Source organism: Gardnerella vaginalis (genome assembly GCF_040427915.1).
In the GTDB taxonomy this organism is placed as follows: Bacteria; Actinomycetota; Actinomycetes; order Actinomycetales; family Bifidobacteriaceae; genus Bifidobacterium; species Bifidobacterium vaginale_C.
Genome location: NZ_JBETXJ010000002.1, coordinates 883,226 through 901,042 on the forward strand (window position 1 = coordinate 883,226; position 17,817 = coordinate 901,042).

At 39.0% G+C, this 17,817-nt stretch carries 15 protein-coding genes; 13 read left to right on the forward strand and 2 right to left on the reverse strand.

The window, feature by feature from the left end; all coding sequences use genetic code 11:
• Positions 1-121 precede the first annotated feature (121 nt).
• A complete protein-coding gene (gene lexA, locus ABVC65_RS03570) occupies positions 122-841 on the reverse strand; it encodes a transcriptional repressor LexA (protein ID WP_004112267.1) in 720 nt (239 codons plus the stop codon).
• Positions 842-1,012: 171 nt separating this feature from the next.
• On the opposite strand from lexA, the gene ABVC65_RS03575 reads away from it, so the two are divergent.
• Genes ABVC65_RS03575 through nrdR form a run of 3 tightly spaced genes read left to right on the forward strand, consistent with a single transcriptional unit; the run spans position 1,013 to position 2,121 of the window.
• Complete coding sequence (locus ABVC65_RS03575; RefSeq protein WP_016821296.1) at positions 1,013-1,381, forward strand: LysM peptidoglycan-binding domain-containing protein; 369 nt, start codon at positions 1,013-1,015, stop codon at positions 1,379-1,381.
• 45 nt (positions 1,382-1,426) lie between these two features.
• Complete coding sequence (locus ABVC65_RS03580; protein WP_004122321.1) at positions 1,427-1,618, forward strand: hypothetical protein; 192 nt, start codon at positions 1,427-1,429, stop codon at positions 1,616-1,618.
• A 53-nt stretch (positions 1,619-1,671) separates the two neighbouring features.
• Positions 1,672-2,121, forward strand: a complete 450-nt coding sequence (nrdR, locus tag ABVC65_RS03585) for a transcriptional regulator NrdR (protein ID WP_004116911.1) — start codon at positions 1,672-1,674, stop codon at positions 2,119-2,121.
• 74 nt (positions 2,122-2,195) lie between these two features.
• Here nrdR and ABVC65_RS03590 read toward each other — a convergent pair whose 3' ends face one another.
• The gene (locus tag ABVC65_RS03590; RefSeq protein ID WP_101887886.1) at positions 2,196-4,472 is read right to left on the reverse strand and encodes a HelD family protein; all 2,277 of its coding nucleotides are present in this window, start codon (positions 4,470-4,472) and stop codon (positions 2,196-2,198) included.
• Between the two features lie 229 nt (positions 4,473-4,701).
• Between ABVC65_RS03590 and mraZ the strand changes: the two genes are divergently transcribed.
• The 10 genes from mraZ (at position 4,702) to ABVC65_RS03640 (ending at position 17,817) form a co-directional block, all read left to right on the forward strand.
• A complete protein-coding gene (gene mraZ / locus ABVC65_RS03595; RefSeq protein ID WP_004122312.1) occupies positions 4,702-5,475 on the forward strand; it encodes a division/cell wall cluster transcriptional repressor MraZ in 774 nt (257 codons plus the stop codon).
• Between the two features lie 11 nt (positions 5,476-5,486).
• Complete coding sequence (rsmH, locus tag ABVC65_RS03600) at positions 5,487-6,548, forward strand: 16S rRNA (cytosine(1402)-N(4))-methyltransferase RsmH (protein ID WP_353582920.1); 1,062 nt, start codon at positions 5,487-5,489, stop codon at positions 6,546-6,548.
• Positions 6,548-7,180 (forward strand): hypothetical protein, encoded by a 633-nt coding sequence (locus ABVC65_RS03605; RefSeq protein WP_353582615.1) that lies wholly within the window; start codon positions 6,548-6,550, stop codon positions 7,178-7,180. The genes rsmH and ABVC65_RS03605 overlap by 1 nt, the downstream gene beginning before the upstream one ends.
• Entirely contained in the window at positions 7,180-9,273 is a 2,094-nt protein-coding gene (locus tag ABVC65_RS03610; protein WP_353582616.1) for a peptidoglycan D,D-transpeptidase FtsI family protein, read from the forward strand. The genes ABVC65_RS03605 and ABVC65_RS03610 overlap by 1 nt, the downstream gene beginning before the upstream one ends.
• 28 nt (positions 9,274-9,301) lie before the next feature.
• On the forward strand, positions 9,302-10,546 hold the full coding sequence (locus ABVC65_RS03615; RefSeq protein WP_353582617.1) for a UDP-N-acetylmuramyl peptide synthase: 1,245 nt from the start codon (positions 9,302-9,304) through the stop codon (positions 10,544-10,546).
• Between the two features lie 93 nt (positions 10,547-10,639).
• Positions 10,640-12,370 carry a UDP-N-acetylmuramoyl-tripeptide--D-alanyl-D-alanine ligase gene (locus ABVC65_RS03620; protein ID WP_353582921.1) on the forward strand — a complete coding sequence of 577 codons (1,731 nt, stop codon included), beginning with the start codon at positions 10,640-10,642 and terminating at the stop codon, positions 12,368-12,370.
• A complete protein-coding gene (gene mraY / locus ABVC65_RS03625) occupies positions 12,367-13,470 on the forward strand; it encodes a phospho-N-acetylmuramoyl-pentapeptide-transferase (RefSeq protein ID WP_004112289.1) in 1,104 nt (367 codons plus the stop codon). Before ABVC65_RS03620 ends, mraY begins: the two co-directional genes overlap by 4 nt.
• Positions 13,471-13,565: 95 nt before the next feature.
• Positions 13,566-15,143, forward strand: coding sequence for a UDP-N-acetylmuramoyl-L-alanine--D-glutamate ligase (gene murD, locus ABVC65_RS03630; RefSeq protein WP_353582618.1), 1,578 nt, complete (start codon positions 13,566-13,568; stop codon positions 15,141-15,143).
• Positions 15,130-16,458, forward strand: a complete 1,329-nt coding sequence (locus tag ABVC65_RS03635; protein WP_353582619.1) for an FtsW/RodA/SpoVE family cell cycle protein — start codon at positions 15,130-15,132, stop codon at positions 16,456-16,458. The genes murD and ABVC65_RS03635 overlap by 14 nt, the downstream gene beginning before the upstream one ends.
• Positions 16,459-16,590: 132 nt before the next feature.
• Entirely contained in the window at positions 16,591-17,817 is a 1,227-nt protein-coding gene (locus ABVC65_RS03640) for a UDP-N-acetylglucosamine--N-acetylmuramyl-(pentapeptide) pyrophosphoryl-undecaprenol N-acetylglucosamine transferase (RefSeq protein ID WP_353582620.1), read from the forward strand.

Genomic DNA, 17,817 nt, shown 5'->3' on the forward strand with positions numbered 1-17,817 from the left:
TTTAAAGCTCTTATAGCTGCTAATCACAGCGATTTTTTTTTATTGTTTGTTTTACATATTGAGAGAGTATTTGTAATGTTTTGCGTTTGCTAGAAATTTAGTTCTAGTTCTGCTTAAAACGTTAAATTTTTCTTAAGATAGTAACAACTTTACCCATTATTTTTGCATGTGATCCATCAATAGGTGAATACGCTGGATTGTGTGGCATAAGCCAGACGTGACCATTGTCTTTTCTAAACGTTTTTACAGTAGCCTCATTATCTAGCAGTGCGGCAACTATATCTCCATTTGTTGCTTCATTTTGTTCTCGTACAACAACGTAATCTCCATCGCAGATTGCTGCATCGATCATTGAATCTCCATGCACTTCTAGCATAAATAGATTTCCGCTTCCAGTAAGTCTTTCTGGCAATCTCATAACATCTTCAACGTGTTGCTCTGCTGTTATAGGTGTTCCAGCTGCAATTCTCCCAACAAGTGGTACATCGTGTGAGTGAATCAATGAGTCGTTGTTGTATATGCTCACGTCTACTGCTGATTTTGTAATCAGTGTATGAGCTTTCTCCTTATTTTTCTTTAAGAAATCTCCAATAACCTCAATGGCACGCCCTTTATTGGCGCTTATTCTTATTAGTCCTTTCATTTCTAAGGCTCGCAATTGATGTTTTACGGAAGAAGGACTTCTTAAGCCTACAGCTTCGCCTATTTCTCTAAATGATGGAGGAAATCCATGTTCTTCAAGGCAATTTTGTATGGCATCCATGATTTTGCGCTGACGATCTGTTAGCGGTTCTGTGTTGTGCGCCGCGGAATCACTAATCTCGTTTGTGTTGATATTCATGGGGTCTCCTTTCGATGATTTTATTCTATGACAAACTCGCAAAAAAATCAAACATATGTTCGACACGCCGTTGCATCTTTAGAACAGATGTGTCAAGATTGATACACCTGTTCGATAGAACAAATGTTCATACGGATTTATATTGATTTAAATTTGTGAGAAAGGGTAATTATGTATAAGAGATCAAAAGCAACTGGTGCTTTATATAGTCAGTTTGCGAACAACGGTACTTGCGTAGATAAAACCTGTTTAAAGCGAAATAAGCATAGTAAATCTTTTATTAGATTTATTGTTTTTGTTGCTTTAGTGTGTTTTGCGTGGATTATTTTTACTCCAAAGCCAGCAGTTTCTGCAGTGTCAAAATCTTTTGTAACATACACTGTTCGTCCTGGAGATACTTTATGGAGTTATGCAAAAACTATAACAAACAAAGACGGTAATATTTCTGATTCTGTAGATTATCTCATGCAAATTAATAATTTAGATTCAGCAGATTTAGAAATAGGTCAGTCTATAAAAGTGCCGTTTATAGACGATTAATCAATGTAGATAATTTTATTCGATAGTTAAAATATGGAGGTTTATATGGATTGGACTTGCGAATGTGACTCGTATGATGAAGATTATAACAATGTTGTATTTATGGCTTCGTCGATATATGAAACAAGGGTACGAGTAGTTGCAGATATGGTTTTATATCCATCAATTCAGGTATTTATTGGTAAAATTTATCAAGAATATGGACAAAAATATGAAAAAATCGATTTATTTATATAACAAATATTAAAGCATATATAACATATTTTAATAATTTTTAGTATGCTAGATGTATGCATTGTCCTTTTTGTAAGAATTCCGATACTAAGGTTATCGATACGCGAATTAGTGAAGATGGATATTCGATTCGTCGCAGACGTGAATGCCAGATGTGTGGCAACCGCTTTACGACAGTTGAAACTACTCAGTTGCTCGTTATGAAACGATCTGGTTCAATTGAGCCATTCGACCGAGCAAAGGTGGTTGCTGGTGTAGGAAAAGCTTGCCAGGGTAGACCTATAGACTCTGAAGCTTTAAAGACGTTGGGAATGGAAGTTGAAGCTGATTTGCGTGCTCGCGGATTAGCGCAGGTTACATCTGAAGAAGTTGGAAAAGCAATATTGAAACCATTGCGAGAACTGGATGAAGTAGCTTATCTTCGTTTTGCTAGTGTATATCAGAACTTCGCTGGCTTGAAAGATTTTGAACAAGCCATTGAGGATCTTAAAAAGAGTAAGCAATAACCCTTCTTGTTTGACCCATATATTTCAATAGGTCAAACAATGTACTAGGTTATTCGGGTTTAGTGTTTTTATGTTTATTTTGAAAAATCAGCATCATCTTGTGTGCGCAAGATGACTAATCGCTGTGTTGGTCTTGTCATAGCAACGTACAGATTTGCTGCTGCTGTAAGCATAGATGCTGCCTCTTGTTCTATTTTAGAAGGTTGCATCAGAATTACGGCATCGTATTCTAATCCTTTAACGTCTTCAGGCGTGCAAACGCTAATCTGACTATCGTCTGAATTCTGTTGAAGTATACGATTGTATTCTTTATCGGAAAGATTTTTACGAAGAGTATCTTTAACGATTTTATCAGTATGGTCTAATAGTTCATTAGGAACTATTATCGCTACGCGACCACTTCCATCTTCTGATACGAATTCTTTAAACAAATCAATGCAATATTTTGAAAGTGTTCTATCTAGTTCATCTTGATGCTTAAGTGTATGGGTAACAAGAGAATCAGGAACAGATCGTACAGCATTAACTGTGGAAATGTACAATCCAGAGTTGTTTGCCACTTTTCCTGCAGCATCTGAAACTTCTTTAGGGTTACGATAATTAATGGTCAACTCGTAAAGATCCCAGTTTGCGTCTCCAAACAGTGAGCTCATATTCTTTTGCCAATGATGCGTTCCACCTAAAGCGGATGTTTGAGCAACATCACCAACGATTGTAAATGATCTAGAAGGGCAGCGGCGGATTAGCATTCGCCAATCCATTGCTGTAAGCTCTTGAGCTTCATCTACAACCACATGACCATAAGTCCACTCTCTATCTGACGCAGCAAGATTGGCTACCATGCTTGTATCGTCACCTTGAATGTTCTCTATGAGCATATCTGCGGTAACGATTCCATTTCCAATGCCATTTTGAGCAAGTGTTTCAGAAGCGTATTGCTGCTCCTCGAGCTTTTTGCGAGCATTTGCAGCATTTTGTGCCTCAACTTTTGGATCTGCACCTAGAAGCTCCATAGCCTCATCAAGAAGCGGTATATCAGAGCGAGTTAGAGGACTACCTTTTGGTCTAGTTAATACACAAATATCGTCTTCACTTAACCAAGGAGCATATATGCGAAGTTGTTCAGGTTTAGAAAACAGCTGGTCAATAAGCCACGTGGCAGTCATAGGGAGCCAAGCAAGATTCAGAGTAATCTTAAGTTTCTCTTCCATACGAAGCTGCGATGTAATATCGGATATTTCAGACTGCGAAGGAGTGTAATCTAACTGTTCTAGGTATCTATTTCTAAGTGAACTTATAACTGACTTTACGAAAGTTTTGCGAGCCTGATTATGAGGTTGGTGTGTTCGTTGAGCATCTGATTGTGCAAGCTCAATATCCTCTTTTTTGAGTTGCACAGCAAACCCGTTTATGCGTAGCGTTGGTAAATCTTTAGGAACACGTATTCTTGCACAAACAGCGTTCTGAATAACGTTTTTCATGCGATACATTCCCTTAAGCTTTGCCGCATGTGGAGTATCTTCTGCAACAGCATGAACATTTGGGATCAAATCAGAAATTGTTCTACTTACAACACCAGTTTCACCCAAAGAAGGCAAAACTTGATCTATATATCTTAAGAATGCCGAGCTTGGTCCTACAATCAGAACGCCTGATTTTTCAAGTTTTCTACGATGTGTATAAAGAAGATATGCTGCCCTGTGCAATGCTACAGCGGTTTTGCCAGTACCAGGTCCACCTTGTACAACAATAGTATGGTCAAGAGGAGCGCGAATAATGCGGTCTTGTTCAGCTTGAATAGTTGCAACAATATCCGTCATTTTTCCAGTTCTACGAGAACCTAGTGAAGCTAGTAAAGCACCTTCGCCTGTTAGAGTTCCCTGCTTAGAAGCCTTGTTTACCTCGTCTGCATGAATATCAAGAATCTCGTCTTCAACTCCAACAACCTCGCGGAATTTAAGAGTTATATGCCTACGCATAACGATGTTTCCATGGTGACGTGGCGTCGCCTCATAGAATGGTCGCGCAGCTTCTGCTCGCCAATCTGTAAGAATAGGATCGTGATTTTCACTGAGTAGACCAATCCTACCTATGTAGTGTCTTGTTCCTTCGCGATCGTCAAGTCTTCCAAACACAAGCCTGTCTTCTACGGCTCTAAGTTGAGTTAACCGATCCTCATACATTGTTGCAAATGAATCACGTTCGGTGCGCTGAGTAGGCGAACCGTGTGATCCTGCAGCTCGTACAGCGTCAAGTCTTGTACGAACCGTAGAGCGCAAGTCATCTAAGCGTCCGTAAGCGCAATCAACTGCTTGTTGTTCTTCGCTAAGTTGTGAGGAGTACGTAGACATTTGTGTCCGTTCTTCTTAAATGTTGAGCTAAAAACTAGGCGTTTAAGTATATCTCGAGGCTTATACACGGTATTTTCTAAGAAAGTTTTTGCGACGAATGCATAAAGTGGCACTTTTATGAAAAAAAATATTATTTTTTTATAAAAAGTGGGGATTTTTGGTGAGGAATGGGGTAAAATGGTGAACGATGTGCAAGTGGCATATTGCATGTTGAAAAGGAGGTGGAGTTATGGCTCGTAATAATGCGGATGATAATGCGCAGAATAAAGCCAATTCCTCCTTTATGCATGCTCAAAATCTCTCTGACAGTGATTCACAAAATATTGCTCAAGCTAATGCTCAGGAAATGCATATGCCAATGCAAAATCCTCAAGCGTACGCTCAGCCTTATTATGTGATGCCACAGATGTATCAGCCACAGCAGATTCCGCCAATGCAGCAGATTCCTTTTGCGCAACCCATTAGCCAGGCTCCATATTCGGCTTTTAATTCCACTCCTTTACCGAATAATGAAGATTCTCGTGGTAATGGCATAAGCAATCAGAATCAGCAACAGAATCAAACCCCAATTCTTCTTGGTACATATGCTCCAAAAATTGATGGAAAAGGTCGTGTAGCTTTACCAGCGAAATTTAGATCTCAATTAGGGAATGGTTTTGTTATGGCGCGCGGTCAGGAACGTTGCGTATACGTACTGCCAATGCAAGAGTTTCAACGTATTACAACGCAGATTCAGCGCACATCTATGAGCAATAAGTCTGCAAGAGACTATTTGCGAGTGTTTCTTTCTGGCGCTGTAGATCAAGAACCAGATAAGCAGGGACGCATAGTAGTTCCACCAATGTTAAGAGATTACGCAAATCTTGGAGACGAGATTGTTGTAATTGGTGTTGGCACTCGCGCAGAAATATGGAATAAGTCTGCTTGGAACGAATACCTTGCAGATCGTGAGCAAGATTATGCAGATATTGCAGATGATGTTCTTCCGGCGGTGATCCAATGAAAGGTGATCCGATGAAGGACTTATCTACAATACACGCACCAGTATTGCTCGACGATTGTGTAAATCTAGTATCTCCAGCGTTAAACCACAAGAATTCTGTTGTTGTGGATTGCACGCTGGGTCTTGCTGGTCATGCAACAGCTTTTCTTAAAGCGGCTCCTCTTGCAACGCTTGTAGGCATAGACAGAGATGGCGAAGCTCTTGAGCTAGCTACGAAAAGAATGCGTGAAGAAGGATTAGACGAACGTTTTATTCCAGTACATGCAGCATTTGATGAAGTCGACAAAGTTCTTGAAGATTTAGCAATCTACCATATTGATGCAGCATTTATGGATTTGGGACTTTCTAGCTTGCAAATAGACGAAGAAGATAGAGGATTCTCATATTCTCACAACACTGCATTAGATATGAGAATGGACACTACACAAAGCATAACAGCTGCGACTATTCTCGCGACTTATGATTCGCATAAGCTTGCGAATATTTTCCGAGAATATGGTCAAGAGCGTTTTTCTGGTCCAATAGCTCGCAAAATTGTTCAAGTTCGTGAAGAGACTCCGATTACCACATCTGGTCAGCTGGTTGAATTAGTTGATAACGTCATTCCTCGTTCTCATCGTGCTCCAGGAAACCCAGCTAAGAGAGTTTTCCAAGCTCTTCGCATTGAGGTTAATGGAGAATTAGACAAGCTTGCTAGGACACTACCAAAGTTGGCTCTGCGTTTAAATCAAGGTGGCAGGATTGTTGTTGAATCTTATCATTCGCTAGAAGATATTGCGGTTAAAAGATTCATGAACAATGGCTTAGAAGTAGATGTTCCAGCGAATATGCCTATTATTCCAGCAGATGCACAGCCTTTCTTTAAGTCGCTAACTAGAGGAGCTGTAAAAGCATCTAAGGAAGAAATAGCAAATAATACTAGGTCTTCGTCTGTTCGCTTGCGTGCAGTGGAACTGATTCGAGATATTCCAGAACGTTGGATTAAGGAATTTGAATCTATTTCTAAAGGTATTGAAGAATCATCTAATTCTTCGACTATACGATTTGCACATAAAAAAGGGGGTAGGTTCTAATGATTAAGCCATTAAAAAACCGTGCTCCTGGATTGTCTACTGTTACTGCAACAGCAGCTCCTGCAGGTCGTGTAAAAGAAAAAGTTGTTGGAGATTCAAGGAAAAATCGTGTTCTAAAATCCCTTCCATTGGTATTTAGCGCATCAGACCGCAGATCTTACACAGTAATGAACCGCTTGCATAAGGTTATAGAGTGGAGCAATACTCGTAAAGCGCCTCTTTTTAATGTGATTATTGTTGTTTTGTTCTTAGTAATCACTCCTACAACATCTCTATTGTTGCGCACAAAAATGGCAGAAATATCTTTTGAACAAGCTGCTACACAATCGAGTATTTCTAGGCTTCGTCAAGATGTAGAAACAGCTCAAACAAAATTAGATACTTTAGAGGCGGATCTTCCAGCAAAAGCGCAAACGATGGGAATGGTTCCGCAGCAAGGTGCAATAACCGTTGATTTAAGCGATTATGCAAATAAAAAGAAAGCTGAAAAAGCAATGCTTGATGCTAAGAAAGCTCAGACACAGGATAATGCTAAGAGTCAAAAGTCGCAGCCCAAACAGCAGACGAATGATTCACAACAATCTAAACAACAATCTAAACAGCAAAAACCAAAGGATAAGGAGAAACATTGATGAGCCGCCAAATCAAGCAACGTTTCGCCAAATATTCAGGCAAAGTTAATGGAGTTGTTAATTCTATTAAAGACAAAGTTAATAGAACAAGCAATTCCAGTGGATTTTCAAAAACCAGTAAGTCTCTAAAAGATGGTATTAGTCGCGTTTTTAGCTTACTGAAGCTGATTAAAAGAAAATCGCAATTTACAAGGTTTAAAAAGGCCAGCACATACAATGCGAATTCTTATGAGGCTTACGGATCCTATAATCGGTCTGCTGCTAATAAGACTGCTGCGATGAATAGCACAGTTTTTGCAAAGAAGTGCGTAATTGTTGCAATTATTTTTGCGTTTGTTGCAACATGTGCAATAGTAAAACTTAGTTTTATACAGCTTATTAATGCTCGTTCTACTGCTCAGGCGGCTCAAGCAGAACGTATTAGGACAAAACCAATTCTTGCTAGAAGAGGTCGTATTTTAGATACAAACGGTTCAGTTCTTGCTCAAAGTGTTGAAAGATACAATATAATTGCTGATCCTATGAATGCGCAGGCGTTTAAACCTACTCCTTGCACAAAACAAACTGCTGGTAATTGTCATTCGATTAATGGTAAGGATGTTGAAGGTACTGGTGCCGTGGCGGTGGCACGTCTTTTAGCTCCAATTCTTCATATGAGCTCTGTTGAAATCGGCGGAAAGATTTCTGGATTGGGTCGTTACGCAGTTATCAAGAGGAATGTGAAGCCTTCTGTTAAGCGTGCAATTGACAAACTCAACCTTTCTGGTTGTGTTTATGCAGAAAACAGTAGTGAACGAGTGTATTCAAGTGGTCCTATTTTGGGTGCCCTAATTGGTTCTGTCAAAGATGCCGAAGAAAGCTCTAGACCAGAGGCAAAGGGTAGAAGAGGCGAAATAGGTGAATCTGGATTAGAGCTTTCGCAAGATAAAGTTTTAACTGGTACAGATGGATATCAAAAGTATCAGGGAAACAATGTTGGAAATGAGAAAATTCCTGGCACTGTTAGCGAATATAAAGATGCTGTAAATGGTAATGACATAAAGTTAACCATTGACAGCGATGTAGATTGGTACGTTAAAAAAGTTCTTCTTGACGGAATGAAGCAGTACAAAGCTGGATGGGGAATTGCTGTTGTTCAGGATATTCGCACTGGTGAGATTCTTGCGTTAGAAGATACTGACGATATTAAAGCTGGTTCTTCAGCTGCTAGAGCATCTGTTTCTAAAGCGGTTGGCCAGATCTTTGAGCCAGGTTCTATAGGCAAAGTGTTTGCCATGGCTGGAATGGTTCAATCTGGTGCGCGTCAACTCAGCGACAAATTCTCAGTTCCAGGGACAATAGACAAACAAGGTCAGGTTTTCCATGATTCTCACAGTCATGGTATTGAACGTTTAACATTAGCTGGAATTTTAAAGGAATCTTCTAATGTTGGCATGATTTTAGCTGGCGAAAAATATCCTAATAACAAGCGTTATGAGTTTTTGTCTAAGTTTGGAATTGGGCAATATACTGGTTTAGGTTTACAAGGTGAATCTCCTGGTCTTCTTCCAAGCGTACAAGCATGGGATGGTCGTAAGCAAAACACTGTTTTGTTTGGTCAGGGTTATGCCACTAACGCTTTGCAAATTACTAATGCTATTGCGACTATTGCGAACAAGGGTGTAAGGCTCCAACAGTCAATAATCAAATCTGTAATAGATCCTCATGGACGTGTTTCAGAGCACAAGAGACCTCAGGCAACTCGCGTTTTGGATGAACATGTAGCATCGCAAATGTTGAATGCTATGGAAAGCACAGCGGAATCTTACAAGAACTTTATATCAATTAATGGATACCGTGTTGCTGCTAAGAGTGGTACTGCAGAAGTAGCGGGATTCGGTGGAGGATTAAGTTCTATCGTTGCAGATTGTGCTGGAGTCATTCCTGTGGATAATCCACGATTTGCTATTACAGTGGCATTAAGTAATCCTCAGGGAACTTTCGGCGTTGTTGCAGCAGCACCTCTTTTGAAAGCAATTGGAGAATTCTTGATGCAAAAGTATGATGTTCCAGTTTCTACTCCTCGTAGCAACCCTATTGCTGTAGAATGGTGATATACAACAAATAAGGGCGAGTGCGAGTATGAATGCTGTTGATGAATTTTCCAGAACCAGAGTGACGCTTGGTTTTGCTGCTGAACAGTATGGTTTTGAGGTAATTCCTTCCTTTGCATCTGGTGTGACTATTACATCATTAGCTTGTGATGTTAGAAGTGTTAAAACAGGTTGTCTTTTTGTTCCTTCATCTCGAGTAGATAAGAGACAATTAGAGGCTGCTAGAGATGCTGGAGCGTATGCTGCAATGGTTCCTCCAGAGTTTAGATCTGAAGCAATGAGTGTAGGCATTCCTCTGCTGGTATCTTCTAATAATCCAATAACTCTCGGTAAGCTAGCTTGTGATGTTAATTGCGATCCGTCATCTTTTATAGCAACTTTTGCAGTTGCAGGAGATAGTGATGATGAGATTTACGCAAATGTTATACGTTTGGCTGATTTTCTTCATATGCTCGGCAATCCAGTTGGTATTATTAGTGCAGCTGGGTCTAGCTCTCTTCAAAGAGAGTTAGATTTAGAGTATCCTATGGGAATAATTGATATACAGCATAACTTGTCTGTGTGTGTAGAAGATGGCGCTGCAGCTGTTGTAATAGCATTAAATTCTGCAACTCTTAGTAAAGATGCATTGCAGTCTGTTAACGTTGATGTCCTTGGAGTTGAAAGCAATAATGCTTTAGCAATGGCTGGAAGCCTTGACTTATATGCAAGCGACTCTTCTTATTCTGATCCTTACTCTAATACTTCAAAATTTGATAGTCATGCAAATCATGCAAGTCATGCAGATGATAATGCAGATAATCATTCATATAATAAAAAGAAGTATGATTCTGATACTACATTAAATCAGAATTCAAAATCGCAGCAAAAAGTCGAATCACTTAATTCCGATAGTGAATCTCATAGTGAATCCGATAGCGTATCTGATATTTCTTCTTATAGAACTTCTGCTAATAAATCTGATAAACATTACGAAAATAGTTTTATCAAAAATCAAAATGATGATTCCGCTATAGATGAAGAAAGTATGAAGTCCGCGCGACCAGTAATAAGTTTTTATACTCTTCAACAACGTTATGGGTTTGTAAGTCATGAAAGATCTTATTGCGTTATGCGTTCCCGTGAATCAGATGAGTTAGCTGCTTTAGCAGATCAGATTGGTGGCAAGGATGTTCACAAACATCTTTCTCTTTCAATAGCGATGGTTCTTGCAGCTGGAGTTAGAAGAGGAACTATTAAAAGCGCGTTACGAGTGTCTCATGAATTAAAGTAGTGTTAATTAAAGTAGTGTTCAGAAACGTGTTGATGATTAATAGATTTGTTGCAAAGCAAATGAAACCAATGTTGGGAAAATAACGAGGTTATGATGCAAAATAAGACTTTGGGCAATAATACAACGACCAATAATATGCGTATGATGCCTATGAGTGTTAGAGAAGTAGCTGCTGCGGTTAATGGCAGACTTTTTATAGGTGGTTGTTTAGTAAAAGAAAACCATAGTATTACTTCTGAGAAATTTTGCATAACAGATAATGATGTTGTTATTTCAGATAATGATGTTGTTATTTATGCAACAAGTGATTCTCGTAAAGTTGTGGATTCTTCCATATTTGTAGCAATACCAGGCGATCGTGTTGATGGTCATGATTTTGTTCAAAAAGCTGCAGAACTTGGTGCAAAAATTGCAATAGTGGAGCATTTTGTAAAGTTAGATGAGTCTAATAATAGTAAAATTGCTCAAATAGTTGTTAAAAATTCGGTTGAAGCTCTTGGACTTTTAGCAAAACACAATCTTGAGCGTCGCCGCGCGTTAAATACACCGTTTAGTATTATCGGCATAACTGGTTCAGTAGGAAAAACCACTACAAAAGATATGCTCAAGGCTCTTCTTTCAACGCTCGGTAACACTGTTGCGCCAATTGGATCTTTTAATAATGAAATTGGTTTGCCATTAACATCTTTGCAAGTAAATGAAAACACGAGATTCCTTATTGCAGAAATGGGAGCAAATCATGTTGGCGAAATCGCAAAACTGACCACAATAGCTCCTCCTGATTTAGCTGTTGTATTGAAGGTGGGTGTTGCGCATTTAGGTGAGTTTGGTTCTGTAGAAAGAATTGCTCAGGCAAAAAGTGAGATTGTTAGAGGTCTTGTTGCACACGGAATAGCAATTTTAAATGCTGATGATTTTCGAGTATCTGCAATGCGTTCTTTAGCTGATCAAGATAAATTGCGTTGGTTTGGTAAAAACACCAATACGGAAGGTGATTTTGACGCATCTAACAATGGCAATTACCAATTGTCTGCAAGTGATATTTCATTAGATGAAATGGGTTGTGCAGAATTTGTTCTTAATGAGAAGAATGAGGATAAGTTTAAAAACTCAGTTAGAGTCCATCTTGCTATACAGGGACAGCATAATGTTATGAATGCAATGGCTGCTTCTAATGTGGCAAGATATTTTGGAATGAATCTTGAGAGTATTGCTAAAGTTTTGCATGAAGTTTCGCATATTAGTCCGCATAGAATGCAGCTTTCTAAAATTTCTAACAATAATAATGTTTTTACGCTTATTGACGATTCATTCAATGCAAACCCTGATTCCATGAAGGCTGGAATTGATGGATTGTGTTCTTATGAAAATCATGACTTACATGATTTAAACGTTAATGCTGAAGAAGATCTAACAAGTAAAAAGAATAATATTTTTAGAATAGCAGTTCTTGGATCTATGTTAGAGCTTGGTTCTAATGAGAATAATATGCATGAATCAATAGGCGAATATGTTGCAAAGCATAATATTGATGCGCTAATAGCTGTTGGTTCTAAGTTTGATAAAAAATTAGATGAACTAGCTGGTTGCATTTATAAAGGTGCTAAAGATAATTGGCAGAATAAGAGCCTTGATGTTGAAAATGGCGTATATTTTGTTCATGATTGCACTGAGGCGGATAACGTTGTGTGGAACCTTGTGGCCGCGCATTCGAGTAGTGTTGTGTTATTGAAGGGGTCTCATGCTTCAGGCTTGAGCGTGTTAGCTGAACGCTGGTCTAAACTTAATGAGAGTCTTAATGAACATACGGAGGTTAACCTGTGATTGCGCTTATCGTGGGAATCGTGGTATCGCTGATTGTTACTATTGTCGGTACGCCGCTTTTAATCCGCTTAGTACACCGTTTAAATTACGGTCAGTACATTCGTCAGGACGGTCCACAATCTCATTTAGTTAAACGTGGAACTCCTACAATGGGAGGCGTTGTTATAAACCTTGCTGTTGTAGTTGGTTGGGCTGCTTCTGCTCTTTACAGATACTTCTCTGTTGGGCGTACTCCATCCTGGTCTGCGGTTCTTGTGCTTTTTGCAATGCTTTCTATGGGTTTCCTTGGGTTCATTGATGACTTTGCAAAAGTTCGTAAAAAACAGAATCTTGGTCTTTCGGTTCGTGCAAAGCTGATTGGTCAAATTATTTTTGCAAGCATTTACGCGCTTTTGGCTCTAATGCTACCAACTCAGTCTGGTATTGCTAGTGCTCAGGCTGGTATGAGCTTTATTGAAAAACCATTTCTTGATTTTTCAATGTTTGGGCAAGTCGTAGGAATTGTGGTTTTTATTATTTGGGTTAACTTCTTGATGGCGGCTTGGTCTAATGCTGTAAATCTTACAGATGGTTTAGATGGTTTAGCTTCTGGCTCTTCAATGATTGCTTTTGCTGGTTACGCTATGATTGCGTTCTGGGAAAGTTACCACGTTAAAGGTGGCGGTCATTTTGGTTTCTCGTACGCAGTATCTGACCCTCTTGATTTGACTATTATTGCTGTTTGCGCAGCTGTTGCCTGCTTTGGATTCTTATGGTACAACTCAAATCCTGCTCAGGTATTTATGGGAGATACGGGATCATTGGCATTAGGTGGTCTTTTTGCTGCTCTTTCTATAGCTACTCATACAGAGTTCTTAGCTGTTATTTTGGGCGGATTATTTGTTATAGAAGCATGTAGTGATGTAATTCAGGTTGGATGTTTTAAGCTTACGCATAAGCGAGTGTTTAAAATGGCTCCTATACACCATCATTTTGAGCTTGTTGGCTGGGCAGAAGGTAAAGTCGTTGTCCGTTTTTGGATGATTGAGCTTATGTTTGTACTGTCTGCATTGATGATGTTTTATGCGGATTGGGCTGGTCATTCTGGGTTACTGATTTAACGATTAGTTCTGACTTAACGATTAGTTCTGACTTAACGATTAGCATTGACTTAGTAATTGAGTATCTACTTGGTAATTGGTGAGGGTTAAATAGTATGAGCAGCGTTGCAGAAGATTGTTTGCTTAGGGAATTGTCGTTCCACAAGAAGTTCCCATTCAATAATGTTCTTGTGGCGGGTCTTGGTGTTTCTGGCATTGGTGCTGTAGAAGTGCTTAAATCCGTTGGTGCTACAGCGATTACTGCAGATGAGCGTAAGGAAGAGGCTCAGGTACACGATTTTTCCAAGATTGATTGGGATAATATAGATGCTGTTGTAACATCTCCTGTTTTTAATCCTCGTACACCTTTTATTCTAGAAGCGCAGAAGCGTAATATTCCAGTTATTAGTGAAGTGGAGCTTGCTTGGCTTGTTCGTGTAAACTCAGATAAAACCAATAATCCTGCACCTTGGGTTGGAATCACTGGCACGAATGGAAAAACTTCCACTACAGAGATGACTTCCGAAATGCTAACTGCTTGTGGTTTTGATGCTCCTGCAGTAGGAAATATTGGAAAATCGGTTTCTCACGCTGCTATGGAATCAGAACATGATGTTTTGTGTGTAGAATTAAGCTCCTTCCAGCTTCATTTTACTGATTCTATTAGATTGGATTGTGCAGCTATTACTAATATTGCTGCAGATCATTTAGATTGGCACGGTGGGCTTGAAGCTTACGCAAAAGACAAGTCTAAAGTTTTTAATGGGGTTAAAAAGGCTCTTGTTTATAATGCTCAGGATCCTAGAGTAAGTGAACTTGCAAGTAACGCTCAAGTAGAAGATGGTTGTAAGAAAATTGGCTTTACACTTGAACCTCCAGAATCTGGAGAAATAGGTATTGAAAATGGTTGGATTGTAGATAAGAGTGGTGTTGCTGGCGGAAAAGTTGGAGATCCAGTTAAATTAGTGGAGCTAAGGGATCTTAAGCATTTATGCGAACCAGATGGAAGCGTATATCCTCATCTTCTTGCAGATGCTTTGACTGCTTTAGCTCTTACATTAGGGTTGAATCCAGATGTTGAAAATGCTGTAAAAGCTTTGTGTAATTTTGCTCCGGGAGGTCACAGGATTCAAACTGTTGCAACTTTAAATGCTGACGATAATCTTCCTGAACACTCGATTCGTTTTGTAGATGATTCAAAGGCTACTAACGCTCACGCTGCAGCAGCATCTATTTCTAGTTTTGGTAAAAAATCTGTAATTTGGATCGCTGGGGGGCTTGCAAAAGGCGGTTGTTTTGAAGATCTAGTTAAAGATAATAGAAGTATTATAAAGGCTGCTGTTGTGATTGGTGTAGATCAAAAACCGATTATAGAGGCTCTTAATGCTAATGGAAAAGATATTCCAGTAACTATTGTTTCTCCAGATGGAACAGGTTGTGAGTCTTTTGATTATGCGGATGATTCTGTTCTTAAAAAAGTGGAAAACGATAAGACTATTAGCCCAGATTCTTCTCTAGGTCAAAAAGTTATTTCTACAGCAGTTGATGCTGCTGGATGCTATGCAAAACAAGGAGATGTTGTGTTGCTGGCTCCAGCGTGTGCATCAATGGATCAGTTTGTGTCTTATGCGGATCGCGGATCTCGTTTTGCTAAAGAATCTGAGCGATGGGTTAATAGTCATGAACGTGAATAGCAAAAAATCTAATACTAACAATGCTAATAAAAAGCCTTTGCGATTGTTTTCTTCTAGTAAAAAACAGCGTTCTACTAAATCGTCAAGAGCGTATGAAACTTTTAATGAAAACAGTCATGCTTTTAAACAATACGTTGGTATTCGTAGCATATTTAACCCATTATGGTGTTTGTATGGTTTAAGAATATCTGTTGCAATGCTTTCCGTTTTCGGCTTATTTATGGTTTTTTCAAGTTCCTCAGTGACGATGATTACTTATGGAGCAGGTCCTTGGGGTTCTGGAATAAGTCAATTAATTTATTGCATTATTGGATTTATTGGTTATTTGATTTTTTCTCGTCTTCCAGTCGATTTCTATAAAAGTAAGATTATTGTTATTTACGCAATATCTGTTTTTATGCAATTTTTGACTTTTGTGCCAGGAATTAGACATGAGGTTAATGGTAATGCTAGCTGGATTAAGATAGGTCCTTTTACAATGCAGCCTGCAGAAATAACCAAGTTAGCTATATGTATTTGGCTTCCTATGGCTCTTATATTGGCTAAAAAAGCTTATGAGCGTGTTCAAATGCGCGCATACATTCCGTCTGTAGCGGCTCTTGGAGTTTCATTGCTTCTTGTTGTTGCTGGTAAAGATCTTGGTACTGCGTTGATTATTCTTCTTATAGCCGTAGTCGCATTTTATATAGGAGGATTCCCTACAAAGTGGCTTGTTGTAGCTCTTGTATCTGCGTCTGCAGCTGTTTTATTGTTGGTTGTTACTAGTCAAAATCGTATGAGGCGTATTCTTGCGACTATCCATGGTTGTGATGCTAAGTCTATAAAAGGCGTGTGCTTCCAAGCTATTCATGCGCAATACGCTATGGCTTCTGGTGGTCTTATGGGTGTTGGCATAGGTAATTCTCGAGAAAAATGGAATTATCTACCTTATGCTCATAATGATTTTATTTTTGCGATTATCGGCGAAGAAATGGGATTCTTTGTAGCGTCTTGTGTGATTCTTCTTTATATTGTTATTGGATGGTGTTTGTTAACTTCCGCATTGCAATCTCATAGTAAGTTTGTTTCGATATCTCTTATAAGTATTGCTACATGGATTGTAGGTCAGGGTTTAATAAACATATTGGTTGTGGTTCAAGTTCTTCCTGTTATGGGTGTTCCTATGCCGTTTATTTCTGCGGGTGGTTCGTCTTTAGTTATGTGCTTGTTGAGTATTGGTGTTGCGGACTGTTTTATTAGAAGTAACCCTTATATTAAGCCTAGTGTTAATAGCAATATTAAGTCAGTTTCTAGTGAGGATGACAATAAACGTTAAAGTCTGGTTATTGTCTAATTGTTTAGTCTTAGATTAAAGTTTTAGATTAGGTTAGAAATTATTATAATTAGTGGTTTTAGATTGATTTAAATTTATTTTAGATTCACTCTAGCTTGAATGTAGGTGGTTTATATGGAAGATGTGAACTCTGATTCCTCTGTCGATAATGTCGATGAAGATTCTTTGCATGTTGTTTTAGCAGGGGGCGGAACAGCAGGTCATGTTAATCCTCTTCTTTCTGTAGCTAGCGCATTAAAAGATTTAGATGAATCTGTAAAAATTAGTGTTATTGGAACTAATGTTGGATTAGAAAAAACTCTTGTTCCACAAGCTGGTTTACCGCTTGATGTTATTGAGAAAGTTCCTTTTCCTAGAAAACCTAATTTATACATGTTTAAGTTTCCTTTTAAATGGGTTCGTGAAAAGAATAAGGTTCGTGAAATACTGAAAAAAAGACGCGCTGATGTTGTTGTTGGTTTTGGTGGTTATGCTTCTGCTCCTGTTTATTCGCAAGCTCACAGCATGAGACTGCCTATTGTTATTCATGAGCAGAATGCTCGTGCTGGAATGGCAAATAAACTTGGTGCGCGTTGGGCTAACATGATTGGTTGTGTTTATGATGGCACTGGTTTATGCTCAAAATTAGGTTCGTGTACAAAAGCGTTACGAGTCGGTTTGCCTCTTAGAAAAGCGATATCTGATTTATGCGCACAAATTACACAAGATTCTGATTTAGCCAGGGTAGAAGGTGCTAAAAAGCTTGGATTAGACCCAAGTAGACCTATTGTACTTGTTACAGGTGGGTCTTTAGGTGCTAAAAGTTTGAACGATTCTGTTTCTGTTGCTGCTGGCGATTTGCTTAAGTGCGCTCAAATAGTTCATCTTACGGGTTCTGGAAAGTCTAAAGAAGTTAAAGATAATGTTGCGCGAGTGGCTGGTCTTAATCAAATAAACGACGTTAAGCCAGAGCATGCAGGTTTAGGTGATTATCATATTTGTGAATATTTGGAGAGGATCGACTGGGCTTTTGCTTGTGCAGATTTGGTGATTTGTAGGTCTGGCGCTGGTACTGTTGCAGAAATATCTGCTATTGGTCTTCCTGCAATTTATGTTCCGCTGCCGATTGGTAATGGTGAGCAGCGTTTTAACGCACAGCCTGTTGTGGATGCAGGAGGAGCGATTATGGTTAGCGATTCTGATTTTACTGTTGATTGGATTCGTGACAATGTGTTGGAACTGATTGACAATACAAATCGTCTTGAACAAATGCGTGAAAAATCTTGGAAATATGGCATTCGTGATGCTGCGAGTGTAATGGCAAAATATATTCTTGATATTGCAAAAGAAAGCAGAAGATAA